11 protein-coding genes and 1 riboswitch are annotated in these 13,552 nt (G+C 62.5%); of the genes, 6 read left to right on the top strand and 5 right to left on the bottom strand.

Features of this window, described 5'->3' with window-relative positions; all coding sequences use genetic code 11:
- The first annotated feature begins 45 nt into the window (after positions 1-45).
- On the top strand, positions 46-1,029 hold the full coding sequence (locus AB5Y51_RS11825) for a hydrolase (protein WP_323879738.1): 984 nt from the start codon (positions 46-48) through the stop codon (positions 1,027-1,029).
- Here the strand turns inward: AB5Y51_RS11825 and AB5Y51_RS11830 are convergent.
- Entirely contained in the window at positions 1,011-2,162 is a 1,152-nt protein-coding gene (locus tag AB5Y51_RS11830) for a GGDEF domain-containing protein (protein WP_042864339.1), read from the bottom strand. The two genes, AB5Y51_RS11825 and AB5Y51_RS11830, sit on opposite strands and share 19 nt — an antisense overlap.
- A gap of 89 nt (positions 2,163-2,251) precedes the next feature.
- Here AB5Y51_RS11830 and AB5Y51_RS11835 point away from each other — a divergent pair, with 89 nt between their 5' ends.
- From AB5Y51_RS11835 to AB5Y51_RS11845, 3 genes are all read left to right on the top strand, one after another.
- Positions 2,252-2,497, top strand: a complete 246-nt coding sequence (locus AB5Y51_RS11835) for a YheU family protein (RefSeq protein ID WP_010673242.1) — start codon at positions 2,252-2,254, stop codon at positions 2,495-2,497.
- 235 nt (positions 2,498-2,732) lie between these two features.
- Complete coding sequence (locus AB5Y51_RS11840) at positions 2,733-3,602, top strand: phosphoribulokinase (RefSeq protein ID WP_010673241.1); 870 nt, start codon at positions 2,733-2,735, stop codon at positions 3,600-3,602.
- A 16-nt stretch (positions 3,603-3,618) separates the two neighbouring features.
- A complete protein-coding gene (locus AB5Y51_RS11845; protein WP_042864340.1) occupies positions 3,619-4,152 on the top strand; it encodes a DUF4136 domain-containing protein in 534 nt (177 codons plus the stop codon).
- Positions 4,153-4,221: 69 nt separating this feature from the next.
- On the opposite strand, the gene AB5Y51_RS11850 is transcribed toward AB5Y51_RS11845, so the two are convergent.
- A complete protein-coding gene (locus AB5Y51_RS11850) occupies positions 4,222-4,521 on the bottom strand; it encodes a hypothetical protein (RefSeq protein WP_010673239.1) in 300 nt (99 codons plus the stop codon).
- Between the two features lie 48 nt (positions 4,522-4,569).
- Positions 4,570-4,974 (bottom strand): OsmC family protein, encoded by a 405-nt coding sequence (locus tag AB5Y51_RS11855; protein WP_010673238.1) that lies wholly within the window; start codon positions 4,972-4,974, stop codon positions 4,570-4,572.
- A gap of 373 nt (positions 4,975-5,347) precedes the next feature.
- On the opposite strand from AB5Y51_RS11855, the gene crp reads away from it, so the two are divergent.
- Positions 5,348-5,986, top strand: a complete 639-nt coding sequence (crp, locus tag AB5Y51_RS11860) for a cAMP-activated global transcriptional regulator CRP (protein ID WP_010673237.1) — start codon at positions 5,348-5,350, stop codon at positions 5,984-5,986.
- A gap of 127 nt (positions 5,987-6,113) precedes the next feature.
- Positions 6,114-6,914, top strand: coding sequence for a putative RNA methyltransferase (locus tag AB5Y51_RS11865; RefSeq protein ID WP_042864341.1), 801 nt, complete (start codon positions 6,114-6,116; stop codon positions 6,912-6,914).
- A gap of 139 nt (positions 6,915-7,053) precedes the next feature.
- On the opposite strand, the gene AB5Y51_RS11870 is transcribed toward AB5Y51_RS11865, so the two are convergent.
- Complete coding sequence (locus tag AB5Y51_RS11870; protein WP_368178493.1) at positions 7,054-9,651, bottom strand: glycosyl hydrolase family 18 protein; 2,598 nt, start codon at positions 9,649-9,651, stop codon at positions 7,054-7,056.
- Between the two features lie 111 nt (positions 9,652-9,762).
- A riboswitch (cyclic di-GMP riboswitch) is annotated at positions 9,763-9,849 on the bottom strand.
- 201 nt (positions 9,850-10,050) lie between these two features.
- Complete coding sequence (locus AB5Y51_RS11875) at positions 10,051-13,512, bottom strand: PAS domain-containing hybrid sensor histidine kinase/response regulator (protein WP_113069752.1); 3,462 nt, start codon at positions 13,510-13,512, stop codon at positions 10,051-10,053.
- Positions 13,513-13,552 lie beyond the last annotated feature (40 nt).

Genomic DNA, 13,552 nt, shown 5'->3' on the forward strand with positions numbered 1-13,552 from the left:
AGGGCTCGCCGCCCCCTTTTCCTCCCTGCTCTTCCGAGTCGTTGCATGTTGACAGAAAGCCACTTTCACGCCCCCTGGTGGGCCCGCAACCCCCATCTGCAAACCATTTTGCCCAAGTGGCTGCGCCGCTCGCCTGCCCGCTTCATCCAGGAGCGCTTCGAACTTCCGGACGGCGATTTCGTTGATCTGGCCTGGAGCGGCGAACCCGTCCAGGATGAACAACCCCTGGTGGTGGTGTTCCACGGACTGGAGGGGAGCATTCACTCCCACTATGCCAAGGGGCTCTTTGCCCACCTGCAGCGGCAAGGGAACGAGGCGGTGCTGATGCACTTTCGGGGATGCAGTGGCGAGCCGAATCGGCTGCTGCAGGCCTATCACTCAGGCGCCATCGAGGACGCCCAGGCGGTAATTGTCGAGCTGGGGCGGCGTTTTCCTGGCCGTCCCCTGGTCGCCATCGGCTATTCCCTGGGGGGCAACATGCTGGTCAATCTGCTGGCGCGGGCCTGCCCGGCACCATTGAAGGCGGCGGTGGTAGTGTCGGCCCCGCTGCAACTGGCAAGCTGTGCCGATCGGGTCAATCAGGGCTTCTCACGGGTCTATCAGAACTACCTGCTGCGCACCATGCGAACCAACCTGCAAAGCAAGATCCGGCGCCAGAGCGCGGCACGGGCGCGCTGGCAGCCGGCCCAGATCACCCGCATCGCCACACTGAGGGAGTTCGACGAGCTGGTGACGGCACCGCTCCATGGTTTCGAAAGCGCCGATCACTACTACCAGACCTGCTCCGGCCTGAGCCTGCTGGCCCGCATTCCCATCCCGACCCTCGTCATTCACGCCGCCGACGATCCCTTCATGACCGATGCCGTCATTCCGGCGGCGGAGCAGCTCTCCCCTCTGGTGCGCTACGAGCTGAGCCGCCAGGGCGGCCACGTGGGCTTCCTGCACGGCTCTCCCTGGCGCCCCCGCTTCTGGCTGGATGAGCGCATCAGCCAGTGGTTGCGGGAACAGACTCAGGGGGCGAACCGGTAACCGTTGCGCCCCTCTTCCTTGGCCTGATAGAGGGCGCCATCGACCCGCTCGAGCAGCATGACGAGGCTCTCCCCGGCTCGCCACTGGGCTATCCCCTGGCTCAGGGTGAGGTGGGGGGCTACGTCGGAATCCTCATGGGGCAGAGCCCTGGCCGCCAGAGTGGCGCGAATGCGCTCCGCCACCTCCTGGCCACCGGCCAGCGTCGTCTCCTGCAGCAACACCACGAACTCCTCTCCCCCGTAGCGCGCCACCAGATCGCCGGGCTCCCGCACACTCTCCTCCAGGCACTCGGCCACCAGGATCAGGCACTCATCCCCCGCCTGATGACCATAGCGATCGTTGTAGCGCTTGAAGAAATCCACATCGAGCAGGATCACGGTGAGCGGTACATCCTGGGTGGTGCCTTGCGCAATGGCACGCTTGCACGCCTGATCGAAGTGGCGACGGTTGGCTATGCCGGTCAGGGGATCCCGGTTGGCCATGGCATTCATCTTGTTTGCCAGCATCAGGTTGTCGTGTTCCCTTGACACCGCAAGCTCGAACCAGCCGTTGAGCATGCGCCGCCCCGTCTCCAGCACCACCAGCAAGACCCCGACCACGATGGTGTTGACCAGAACAAAGGGCTCAGGACTCCAGGAGGCTCTCACCAACAAGAACAGCAGGGGGACAGACACCAGTGCGTAAAACAGCCGCACATCGCAATACGCGGCGACGAGACCGGTCAGCAGCAACAGACTGACCATGTTGAAAATGAAACTGAAGCCCCCCTTCAAGTCGACGATCGAGATGGTGTAACCCACCATGGCCCAGGCCAGCCCCCAGGCCAGGGCACAGACGCACAGGGACACCAGCCAGATGGCATGGGATTGACGGGAGAGCCAGCCCCACCCGAGCGGCAGCAGCAGGCCAACACCTATCATGGCAAAGAGCTGCCATTTGTAGGACCAGGGCAGGTTGCCGACCAGTACCAGGTGTGCATCCCGATAGATGTAGAAGCGGGTCAGCAGAAATACGAGGGCGATGAGATTGATGACCCAGTACCAGCGCAAACCGGCGCTCAGGGCGCGGCGGCGGGCATCGAACAGGTGCTGTTCGAATTGACTGGAGGGTCGGCGTGCGTCAATGGATTGCATGGCACCCCTCGTCCAAAACGAGACAAATCCCTTGCGCTTGCCGACCAGACACCGACAATATCCGCAACCCACTGAGTGAAGATGAAATCATGATTATCCCCTGGCAAGAACTGGAGCCGGACACCCTCACCAACCTGCTCGAACACTTTGTGCTGCAAGAAGGCACCGAATACGGTGAACAGGATGTCAGCCTGACCGACAAGGTCGAAGCAGTCAGGCAACAATTGCTACAAGGTAGCGCCGTGCTTGTCTACAGCGAGCTGCACGAAAGTGTCAATGTCGTCCCAAAGACTCATTTAAGCAAGTCACCCACTGACGACTTCCCCCAAGCGTAGCGCGGTCACGGCTTATCGGGCGGCTCACCCCGCCCTCCCCCTATCCAACTCGCACCATCAGGCCGCATGGCCAGTTCGCCATCCAGAAGCACCTATTCCAACGTACCCAGAGCACAGGGCAGCCCTCGTTCACCGCTATTGCCGGGAAGCGTGGTGGCTGCAGGAGGATGACGGCGCACTTGACCGCACTTTGGGCCACCCCTTATAACGGAACTCCCAAGGAAGAGAGAATTCTATGTCGGCCAAGCATCCCATCATCGCGGTCACCGGTTCGTCCGGTGCCGGTACTTCCACCTCCACCAACGCCTTTCGCTCCATGTTCCACCAGCTTGGATACAAGGCGGCCGTGGTCGAGGGGGACAGTTTTCACCGCTACACCAGGCCCGAGATGGACGTGGCGATCCGCAAGGCCCGGGAGCAGGGGCGGCACATCAGCTACTTCGGCCCGGAGGCCAACGATTTCGGTCTGCTGGAGTCCTTTTTCCAGGAGTATGGCCAGAGCGGCACAGGCCAGTACCGGCGCTATCTGCACAGCTTCGACGAGGCAGTGCCTTTCAACCAGATGCCTGGCACCTTCACCCCCTGGCAGGATCTGCCCGGCGAGACGGATCTGCTGTTCTACGAAGGACTGCATGGCGGCGTGGTCACGGGGGAGCACAACGTGGCGCGGCACGTGGACTTTCTCATCGGCGTGGTGCCCATCGTCAACCTGGAGTGGATCCAGAAGCTCATTCGCGACACCTCGGAACGCGGCCACTCCCGCGAGGCGGTGACCGACTCCATCGTGCGTTCCATGGACGACTACATCAACTTCATCACGCCGCAGTTCTCCCGCACCCACATCAACTTCCAGCGGGTGCCGACCGTCGATACTTCCAACCCCTTCAGCGCCAAGGTGATACCCAGCCTGGACGAGAGTATGCTGGTGATCAGGTTTCGGGGCATCAAGCAGGTGGACTTCCCCTACCTGCTGTCGATGATTGACGGCGCCTTCATGTCCAGGATGAACACCATCGTCGTGCCGGGTGGCAAGATGGGCTTCGCAATGGAACTGATCCTGCGCCCCCTGATCCAGCAACTGATCGAAACGGGCAAGATCACCTGAGCCAAGGAGCTTAACGATGCGCGCTGCACTTCTCTCATTCATGCTGGCAACCCTGCTGGGGGGTTGCAGCTCCGGCCCCGCCGCACCCACGGTCGAAACAGGCACCATGGTGGTTCGCCCGGCGGAGCATTGGACCTACGGGGCGACACCACGCTATGCGCTGGCCGAACAATTCCAGTATGCGGGCAACAGCGCCGCGCCCTGGCTCGAGCCGGTACAGCAGGCCGTCATCCGGCAGCTGGACGGCAAAGGCTGGCGCAGCGTTCCCCTGGATGAGGCCGACGTCTGGGTCGCCATCGGGGTAGCTGGCAGCCAGGACATGAGCGATGGCGAGATCTTCTCCCGCCTCGGCATGACACCGGGCCTGAACGCCGCCACCAATGCCCGCAAGGGGACCCTGGCCATCGTGCTGCTCGACGGGCATAGCCAGAAAGCGGTGTGGAGCAGCGCCATCCAGCTCGCCAGCGACGTGCCTGTCGCAGAGGAGGCCCGTGGCCAGCTTAGCCAGCAACTGGCCGCCCAGTTGCTGGGCTCGCTACCGTCAGACTGATGTCTCTTTCAACAAAAACGGCCTGCTTCACGCAGGCCGTTTTCCATGCACGCCGTGACGGCATCAGGGTCACTTCAACTCGCAGGTCAGCTGGGTCACACCGCTCTTGACCAGGGTGGCCTGCTTGTCCTGACGGGAGAAGGTAGTCACCCCGTCGGAATAGCTGGCAGTCTCTTTGGGCGACTCGATGCGCCCCAGCTTGTGATAGACACCGGCATAAGGGAACTGCACCATGTCGGCCTGGGCATCATAGGTGATGGCCAGCAACTCTTCCCCACACTGATACTGGCTGTATTGATACTGGGTCGGCTGCGGCATGCTGCAGGCGGCCAGACCGAACAGGGGAAGCAACATCATCATTTTTTTCATCGCACTTTCCTTATGTCATGGCGTTATCGACGGGACAAACTTTAGCGGTCAACCCTCAAGAATTTGATAACTATGGGTAATTTCTACCGCTTTTTCCAACATCAGGGAAACTGAACAATATTTTTCCATGGACAGATCCACCGCACGGGCGACCTGCTTCTCCGCCAGCCCCTTGCCGGTCACCACGAACTTGAGGTGGATCTGCTCAAATACCCGGGGAACGGTATCGGCGCGGGTCCCTTCCAGTTCGACATGGCAGGCGGTCACTGACTGACGGGCCTTCTCCAGGATGGAGACCACATCGATGGAGCTGCAACCGCCGACAGCCAGCAGGATCATCTCCATCGGGCTGGCACCTTCACCCGGGTTGGCGCCATCCAGGGTCACCTGATGACCGGACTCGCTCTCCCCCACAAACTTCATGCCTTCCACCCAGCTGACCTTGGCTTTCATCTCTCACTTTCCTCTCAATGACGACGGTTCTAACGCCCATAGCATACCTCAAGCCGGGGTCGAGTGGCACATGCGCCAGGATCTTGCCCGTTCCCGACGATAAAGCCCCGTTTTGCGGCGACAAGCCTCTCCTGCGAAACGGACGACGACCCAAAGGGAAATAGATCGAAATCAACATCCGACCTCCTCTTCTTGCCTAGAATGCCCCGGACGACGCAGCAGATGGCGGCTCACCGGTGGACGGCAAAACCCCAAAGCCTTGTCAGCACAGGCAAAGGCTCTTATTCTACTGCGACCAAAGAGTAAGGAATGGCAAGCTTGGCAACTTGCCTGGACGCACAGTCCATAAAAATGACACTACAGAGGAAGTCTCATGATCATTGGCAAACCGCAAAGCGATCCCACCCTTGAGTGGTTCTTGTCGCATTGCCACATTCATAAGTATCCCGCCAAGAGCACCCTGATCCACGCCGGTGAAAAAGCGGAAACCCTCTACTACATCGTCAAGGGCACCGTCGCCGTCCTGATCAAGGATGACGAAGGCAAGGAGATGATCCTCTCCTACCTGAATCAGGGGGATTTCCTGGGCGAGATGGGGATGTTCGAAGAGAACGAGAATCCGGAGCGTTCCGCCTGGGTGCGTGCCAAAGGCGCCTGTGAAGTCGCCGAGATCTCCTACAAGAAGTTCCGCCAGCTGATCCAGGTCAACCCGGACATTCTGATGCGTCTATCCGGTCAAATGGCCAAGCGCCTGCAGCACACAAGCCAGAAGGTCGGCAACCTCGCCTTCCTGGACGTGACCGGCCGCATTGCCCAGACCCTGCTCAACCTGGCCAAACAGCCGGATGCCATGACCCACCCGGATGGCATGCAGATCAAGATCACCCGCCAGGAGATCGGCCAGATCGTCGGCTGCTCCCGTGAAACCGTCGGCCGCATCCTCAAGATGCTGGAAGAGCAGGAGCTCATCTCCGCCCACGGCAAGACCATAGTGGTGTTTGGTACCCGCTGACCGGGTTCCGCCGACGGCGCCCGCACAGCGCCGTTGGATAAAAAGGCTGCCCATGGCAGCCTTTTCCGATCCTCTCCCCTATAATCCCGAACGCCCCGCCGTCATGGCCTTCGCCAAGAGAACTCCTATGCACCTTCAATGCCCCCTTTGCCGCAGCCCCCTGCACCTTCATGCCGCCTCCCGCGGGGTCTATTGCGACAACAAGCACCACTTCGATCCCGCACCGGAAGGCTATCTGGACCTCATCCCCGGCAAGAAGAACCCCAAGGACAGCGACAGCCGGGCCCTGCTGCGCGCCAAGCGCCGCTTCCTGGAACAAGGCCACCAGCTGCCTCTGGTGGACGCCATGGCGAACCTGCTCGCTCCTCTTGGCGAGCGCGAGCTTGTCCACCTCGGCTGTGGCGAGGGGTACTACTGCCGTGCCCTGGCTGAGCGGCTGCCCGGCTGGCAGGTCGGCGGTTTCGATCTGGCCAAGAATGCCATCTTCGCCGCCAACAAGGCGCAACCGGAAGGCCAGTTCGTCATCGCCGACCCGGCGCGCGCCCCGCTGCTGCCAGGCACGGCCCAGGTGCTGCTGGTCAACGACCTCAAGGTCAAGACGGAACTCCTGGTCAGCTGGCTGGCGCCGGGCGGCTATCTGCTCCACGTGCAGCCAGGCCCTCGCCATCAGTGGCAATTGCGCGTCAGCCTCAATCCGGTGAGCATGGAACATCCCCTGAGTTGGCCCGCCCTCACCGGGCTTGTCAGTGTTGCCCAGCAACGCGCCCAGTTCAGTACGGCGCTGGATCAGGGCCTGCGCGAGCACATTCTGGAGACTAGTCGCCTCGGCTGGCGTGCCAGCGGCGAGCAGCGCCACGCCTTCACCCACCAGGGGCCCGACGCCCTCGAGCAGGATCTGCTGCTCAGCCTGTGGCAAAAACCGCTGTAAACCGGTGACAAACCATGAAAAAAGGCCCTGACGGGCCTTTTTGACAAAGCGAGTGCGCTTTTCCCCTGACAGGAAGAGACACCCGACCACGCAGCAAGACAAAAATGGGGCCCTCGGCCCCATTATTCATCACGGCAGATCAGTTGCAGCTCGCCGCGCCCTGATCGACCCAGACGGCGGCCTTGCCGGGCTCATCGCCCTTGGTCCAGTACTGGGCCTTCCACTTGCGGCCGTTGTGGCTGGTGACATCACCGCCGTTGTAGACCACTCCGGCATCCCAACCCAGTTGCACCTGGCTCACCAGTTTCCACTGATCGGCGGTGCGGCTCGGCTCGTTGCCCTGGGTCCAATACTTGGCCTGCCACACCAGTTGCTTGTGGCTCACCTTGTCATTGGTGTTGTAGACGGTACCTGCACTCCAGGCCGGATGGTTGGCCGCATCCGGATCGCTGGCCTCGCAGCCACCACCTGTACTGGCCGGCTTGACGGTCAGGCGGGTAACGGCCGTGGCATCCAGCGCCCCGTCGGTGACCACCAGGGTCAGATCGTAGGCCGTATCACTGGTCACGTTCGAACCCGTGACCACCAGGGTCGCGCTGTCCAGACCGGTGGCGCTAAGACCGGCCGGCACTGTCCACTGATAGCTCAAGGCATCACCATTGGGGTCGGAAGCGGTGGCCTTGATGCTCACCTGCTTGCCGGCCTCGACGGTCGCACTGGCCGGTACGCTGACCACGGGGGGCAGGTTCGGCTGCGGCGCCTTGTTGGTGACCACCACCTGATCCTTGGCCGAGAGCCCCTGATCGTCGGTCACGGTCAGCTCGAACACCAGATTGATGTCGCTGCTGACGGCATCCAGTACCACACGGGCCTTGGCCTGGGTGGCATCCAGCAGGCTGGCCTGGGGTCCGGAGACCTGTTTCCAGCTGTAGGTCAGCGCCCCGTTTTCCGGATCGTGGGAGGCACTGCCGTTGAGGGTCACCTCGGCCGGGCCGGTGGCACTCAGATCGCTGCCGGCATTGGCAACCGGCGGCTTGTTGACCGGCGGCAGCGTACCCTCGCCGTGGCCCAGCCCCTCGTGCATGGCGTTGAGGATGTCGCCGTTGTCCGCATCAATTTCCCAGGCGAACAGACCGCCGAGCTGGTTCGCCAGCACGTACTGCCCCTTGGCCTTGACCGAGCGGTCGTTGTCAAAGGTGATGAGGTCACCACTGCTGGCCTTGAAGACATAGGGGGCCTCGGCCGACTCGTCATAGCCCTGCTCCCAGCCTGCGCCCATGCGGTTGTTGACGATGTCGCGGTAATCCACCACGCCATTTTCCCAGGTACCGCTCACCGGTCCGGTGGCGGTGCCGGTGAAGGGGTTGCCGGCCTGGTAGTTCTTCACTCCGGTCCAGCCACGGCCATACATGGCCGCCCCCACCACTATCTTGCCCGGTGTCACCCCCTGACCCAGCAGCGCCTTGACGCCCTTGTCGGTGGTGTACTTGGTGGCCGGATCCCAGCTGGAGGCAAAGAGGTTGGTCTGGTGGGCCAGATTCGTCAGGTCGAAGGCGCCGCTGAAGTCGTAGCTCATCAGGAAGATGTGGTCCATGTACTGCTGGGCCGCCTGATAATCCACCTTGGCGATCTTGTCGCCTCCGGCGCTGATGGCCGAGGTCAGCTCATACTGGCGGCCGGTCTCGGCTTCCAGTTCATCGAGCATGGCTCGCAACTCCTTCATCAGCACCACATAGGTGGCGCCGTCATTCGGGCCGCCCAGGCTGGGGTTGGCCCCCTGTCCGCCCGGGAACTCCCAGTCGATGTCCACGCCGTCGAAGAATTTCCAGGTCTGCAGGAACTCTTTGACCGAGGCGACGAAGGTATCGCGCTTGGTCTTGTCACCCAGGAAATAGAAGGGATCGGAGAGGGTCCATCCGCCGACAGACGGCAGGATCTTGAGGTTCGGGTGGGCCTGCTTGAGAGCCATCAGGTTGCCGAAGTTGCCCTTGTAGGGCTCATCCCAGGCGCTGAGGTTGCCCTGGGACATCTGGATCGCCGCCCAGGGATCATGGATGGAGACCTTGAAGTCTTCGCGGCCCGCACAGGAGCGCTGCAACGCCTCGAAGCTGCCGGAGATCTCTTTGAGGCTGTCGTTGATGCCGTTGCCACCGCAGATGGGGGTGAAGCCGTAGAGGATATGGGTCAGGTTCTGGGCCGGGATCTTGTCCACGGTGAACTTGCGACCATAGACCCCCCACTCCACGTAGTAGGCCCCCACCACCTTGCCGGACTTGTTGGCGTAGGGCTTGTTGTTCTCCTTGAGGGGCGCATTGAGCGGCGCCAGGTGGCTGCCGTCGGTATCGGCGACCATCAGCTCCTTCTTGTCGGAGAGGGTGCAGCCATCGGCGTTGCACAGGGCCACCTGCATCTGGTAACGCCCCCCCTTGGTGACCTTGAAGTTGGCGGTACCCGCGGCGGAGGCCGGGCCTGACCACACCTCCTTGCCGTCGAGCAGTACCTTGGCGGTCTGTCCGACGTCACCGGACCAGAGGTTCCAGGTCACGCTGACGGGAGCGCCATCCTTGTGGACGGTCACCAGCTGGTTGTAGGCCGAAGCAGCCTGATTGACTTCAACGATGGCAAACTTGGTGGGGCCGGAGCCAATGGTGGGTTTGCCCGGGGCAGCGGCGAAGGCGGAGGTAGTGCAAAGCCCCCCGACCAGAAGCGCCAGCAGGGAAAGTTTTGGACTTAACATATTTGAACTTCCTTATTTCGTTATTGGAATTAACAACGAAAAAGGCAACGCAACCTGCCAGGTAACGCAGACAACATCGCAACCATGGCTTGGCCCATGGACGATACAACCTGTGGTGGCCCCGCTATCCTAGGTACGCAGACCCTTAGACCGGAAGCTTTGCGTCCCGGACTTTCATCCGGTTTGCCTTTTTGCACAACTTGATTTGCGACAAAAATAATCGCCGAATGACTATAGAGGAGAGTCGCTCGGCCGCCACCTGCCAAAAGTGACACCCAACAAGACTCAATTATCACCAAACTCGGTAAATTGCGACGAAAGAGGCGCCATCATCGGCGATCATGGCGCCTGGATGGCATCAAAAAAATGTTCAGCCAATGCTGGATTCTGTGAGACCAGTCACTGAACCGGCATCAGCAGGCTGTTCATCAGGGCGCGCAGCTTGAGAGGTTTGACCGGTTTGCTCACGTAGCCAAAGCCGTGCTCACGGATCTGTGCCTGCAACTCGCTCTTGCGATCCGCACTGATGATGATGCCGCCGATACCGTTGCCGTGGGCCAGCCTGATCATGTGCAGTGCCTGCAACCCGGTCTTGCCGTCATCCAGGTGATAGTCCGACAGCACCAGCGCAGGCAGGAAGCCGCCGCCGATGATCTCTTCCGCCTGCTCCAGGCTCTGGGCACAGCGCACCTCGCAGCCCCAGCGTCCCAGCAGCGAGGCCATGGCGATGAGGATATCCTCCTCGTTGTCGATGCAAAGGATCCTGACCCCTTCCAGCTGGCTGTCTCGCAGGGCCGGGGTCGTCACCTGGCTGGGGATGACGGGCCGGGTCGCGAGGTTCAGGGTGATGGCAAAGACGGACCCCGCTCCGGGCCAGCTGCGCAGGGAGAGCTGATGACCCAGCACCAGCGAAATGCCGCGGGCGATGGCGAGCCCGAGGCCAAGCCCCTGCTCCCTGGCGGTGCGGGAGTGATCGAGGCGGGAAAACTCGTCGAAGATCGCCTCCTGCTTGCCCTCCGGGATGCCGGGGCCGTTGTCCCACACCTCGATGCGCACCTTCTCCCCCATGCGGCGACAGCCGAGCAGCACCCGACCGCCGGGGTTGTAGCGAAATGCGTTGGTGAGGAAGTTCTGCAACACCCGCCGCAGCAAGCGCACATCGCTGTAGACCGCAAGGCGGCTCTCCACCACGGAGAACTGGATCCCACCGGCCTGGGCCAGCACGCCGAATTCCGCCTTGAGATTGTCCAGCACATCGCTCAGGGCGAAATCGAGCTTCTTCGCCTTGAACTTGCCCGCCTCAAGGCGCGAGATGTCCAGCAGATCCGTGATGAGATCCTCGGTCGCCCCCAGGGCGTCGTCGATGTGGCGAGCGATGCGGGCCGGTTCGTCCTCCGGGGGCAGCATCTCCAGCAAGGAGGAGGTAAAGAGCTTGGCCGCGTTCAGCGGCTGGGTCAGGTCGTGGCTCACCGCCGCCAGGAATCGGCTCTTGGACTGGTTGGCCCGCTCCACCTGCTGGTTTACCAGCAGCAGTTGGCGGTTGAGTTCGGAGAGCTCGTGGGTGCGCTCGGCCACCCGCGCCTCCAGGTGCTCGTTCGCTTCCCGCAGCACCCGCTCCGCCGCCCTGAACGGGGTGATGTCGGTGAAGGTCATGACAAAGCCCCCCGCAGGCATGGGGTTGCCCTGCATCTCGATGACCCGGCCATCGGGACGCTCCCGCGCCGAGACATGGGGGCTACCACGCTTCATGAAGGCAACCCGCCGCGCCACCTGGGCTTCGATGTCTCCCTGACCGCACAACCCCTGTCCGGCGTTGTAGCGGATGATCTCCTCGATGGAACGGCCCACCTGAATGAGACCGGGGGGATAGGAGAACAGCTCGATGTAGCGTCGGTTCCAGGCCACCAGCCTGAGCTCCCTGTCCACCACGGAGATCCCCTGCCCCATGTGTTCGATTGCCCCCTGCAACAGGCCGCGGTTGAAGCGGAACATGTCGGAGGCCTCGTCCACTATGGTGGCGATCTCCTCGAGCTGCATGTTGCGTCCCTGCAGGGCGGAGGCCAGCACCAGGCGGGCGGACGAGGTACCGAACACCCCGGCCAGCAGTCGCTCCGTGTGAGCGATGAGCTCGGCGGAGGCCTGCATCTGGGGCGCCAGGGTGCCTCCCCGCTCGCCGGCGAAGCGGCCGAAGGCCCGCTTGACGCGGCTGGAACCGACGAAGCGGGCCGCCAGCATCTCCAGCTCCTTCACCGAGACCCGCGCATGATAAAGCGCCGAGGTGTCCCGGCTCGTCTTGCCGACGAAGTTGGCGGCCTGCAGCCGCTCGCTCACCGCCGCCCGTGACAGCAGGGAGCCCGCCACATAGCCGACGAGGTTGAGCAGAAGACTCAGGAAGAGGCACCAGGCCCCCAGGCTCAGATCCCGCACCGCCGGCCAGTCTGGGGGCGCCAGCAGGGCTTCGAGGGGGGAGCCTGCCAGCAGTCCGCTCTCCGCCAGCAGGGTCACGAACCAGAGGCTAACCCCGAGGGCGAGCCCGAGATAGACGCCCTTGCGATTGCCATGACGCCAGTACAGGCCGAGCAGCAGGGCCGGTGCGAACTGGGCCACGGCCCCGAACGAGAGATAGCCGATGCGCGACAGACTGGTGAGATCCCCGAGCCAGAGATAGAGCGCCCAGGCCGCCAGCAAAATCAGCAAGATGGCACCCCGACGCACCTGCAGCAGCAACCGCATCAGGCGCTCGTCCCGCCCCTGTTGCCAGACCCGGCGCAGCAGGACCGGCAACACCAGATCGTTGCTCACCATGATGGCCAGGGCGATGGTGCAGACGATCACCATGCCGGTGGCCGCCGAGGTGCCGCCGAGAAATGCCAGCATCGCCATGCCGTCGAATCCGAGGGACATGGGGAGGCTTATCACATAGGTGTCCGAGGCCATATCTGCCCCGACCCACTGCTTGCCTGCCAGCGCCAGCGGCCAGATGAAGAGCCCCATCAGGAAGAGATAGAGGGGGAAGATCCAGCGGGCCCAGTGCAGATCCTGCCCCTGGTTGTTCTCCACCACGGTCACGTGAAACTGGCGCGGCAGGCAGATGACGGCGCACATGGCGATCAGGGTGTAGATGGCGAGCTCCAGCAGACTGCCCGGCGTCACCGCCACCACCGCATCGAGGAAGTCGCCCGCCACCAGAGTACGCGCCTCGCTCGGTCTGGCGATGATGAGCCAGAGCGCAAAGCCCCCCACCGCCATGAAGGCGAGCAGCTTGACCACGGACTCGAAGGCGATGGCCACCACCATGCCCCTGTGGTGCTCGGTGGCATCCAGGTTGCGGGTGCCGAATAGAATGCTGAACAGGGCCAGCAGCAGGGTGACCCCCAGCGCCAGCTCCGCCATGTTGCTGGTGGGACTGACCCCCGTGCTGTTGGCCATCAGCAGATCGAGCCCGGTGACGATCGCCTTGAGCTGTAGCACCAGATAGGGAAGTATCCCCATGACGGCGATGAGGCTGATCACCATGGCCAGGCGCTGGGACTTGCCATAACGGGCGGCAATGAAATCGGCGATGGAGGTGATGTGCTCGCGCTTGGCCACCAGGATGAGGCGGGCCAGCAGGCGCCAGCCAAACAGAAACACCAGCATGGGGCCCAGGTAGATGGGCACCGGCGACCAGGGGGATTCGCTGGCCTGGCCCACGGTGCCGAAGAAGGTCCAGGAGGTGCAATAGACCGCCAGCGACAGGCTGTAGAGCAGAGGCTGCCCCTTGGGGCGACGGCGCTTGTTCTTGTCCGCCACATAGGCGATGAGGAACAGCAAGCCCAGATAGGCGAGCGACAACCCGATCAGCAGCCATCCTTGGTGCATCTCTCTACTTCCCTTGTCCAGATAAGTCGGAGGCCTGCCG

This window comes from Aeromonas sp. R7-1 (assembly GCF_040908115.1).
GTDB lineage: Bacteria > Pseudomonadota > Gammaproteobacteria > Enterobacterales > Aeromonadaceae > Aeromonas > Aeromonas caviae.

Excerpts from the sequence above, each read along its gene's own strand:
- AB5Y51_RS11875 (WP_113069752.1), bottom strand. The coding sequence starts at position 13,512 with ATGCACCAAGGATGGCTGCTGATCGGGTTGTCGCTCGCCTATCTGGGC.
- AB5Y51_RS11870 (WP_368178493.1), bottom strand. The coding sequence starts at position 9,651 with ATGTTAAGTCCAAAACTTTCCCTGCTGGCGCTTCTGGTCGGGGGGCTT.
- AB5Y51_RS11865 (WP_042864341.1), top strand. The coding sequence starts at position 6,114 with ATGCACCTTCAATGCCCCCTTTGCCGCAGCCCCCTGCACCTTCATGCC.
- AB5Y51_RS11825 (WP_323879738.1), top strand. The coding sequence starts at position 46 with ATGTTGACAGAAAGCCACTTTCACGCCCCCTGGTGGGCCCGCAACCCC.
- AB5Y51_RS11830 (WP_042864339.1), bottom strand. The coding sequence starts at position 2,162 with ATGCAATCCATTGACGCACGCCGACCCTCCAGTCAATTCGAACAGCAC.
- AB5Y51_RS11855 (WP_010673238.1), bottom strand. The coding sequence starts at position 4,974 with ATGAAAGCCAAGGTCAGCTGGGTGGAAGGCATGAAGTTTGTGGGGGAG.
- AB5Y51_RS11850 (WP_010673239.1), bottom strand. The coding sequence starts at position 4,521 with ATGAAAAAAATGATGATGTTGCTTCCCCTGTTCGGTCTGGCCGCCTGC.
- crp (WP_010673237.1), top strand. The coding sequence starts at position 5,348 with ATGATCATTGGCAAACCGCAAAGCGATCCCACCCTTGAGTGGTTCTTG.
- AB5Y51_RS11845 (WP_042864340.1), top strand. The coding sequence starts at position 3,619 with ATGCGCGCTGCACTTCTCTCATTCATGCTGGCAACCCTGCTGGGGGGT.
- AB5Y51_RS11840 (WP_010673241.1), top strand. The coding sequence starts at position 2,733 with ATGTCGGCCAAGCATCCCATCATCGCGGTCACCGGTTCGTCCGGTGCC.
- AB5Y51_RS11835 (WP_010673242.1), top strand. The coding sequence starts at position 2,252 with ATGATTATCCCCTGGCAAGAACTGGAGCCGGACACCCTCACCAACCTG.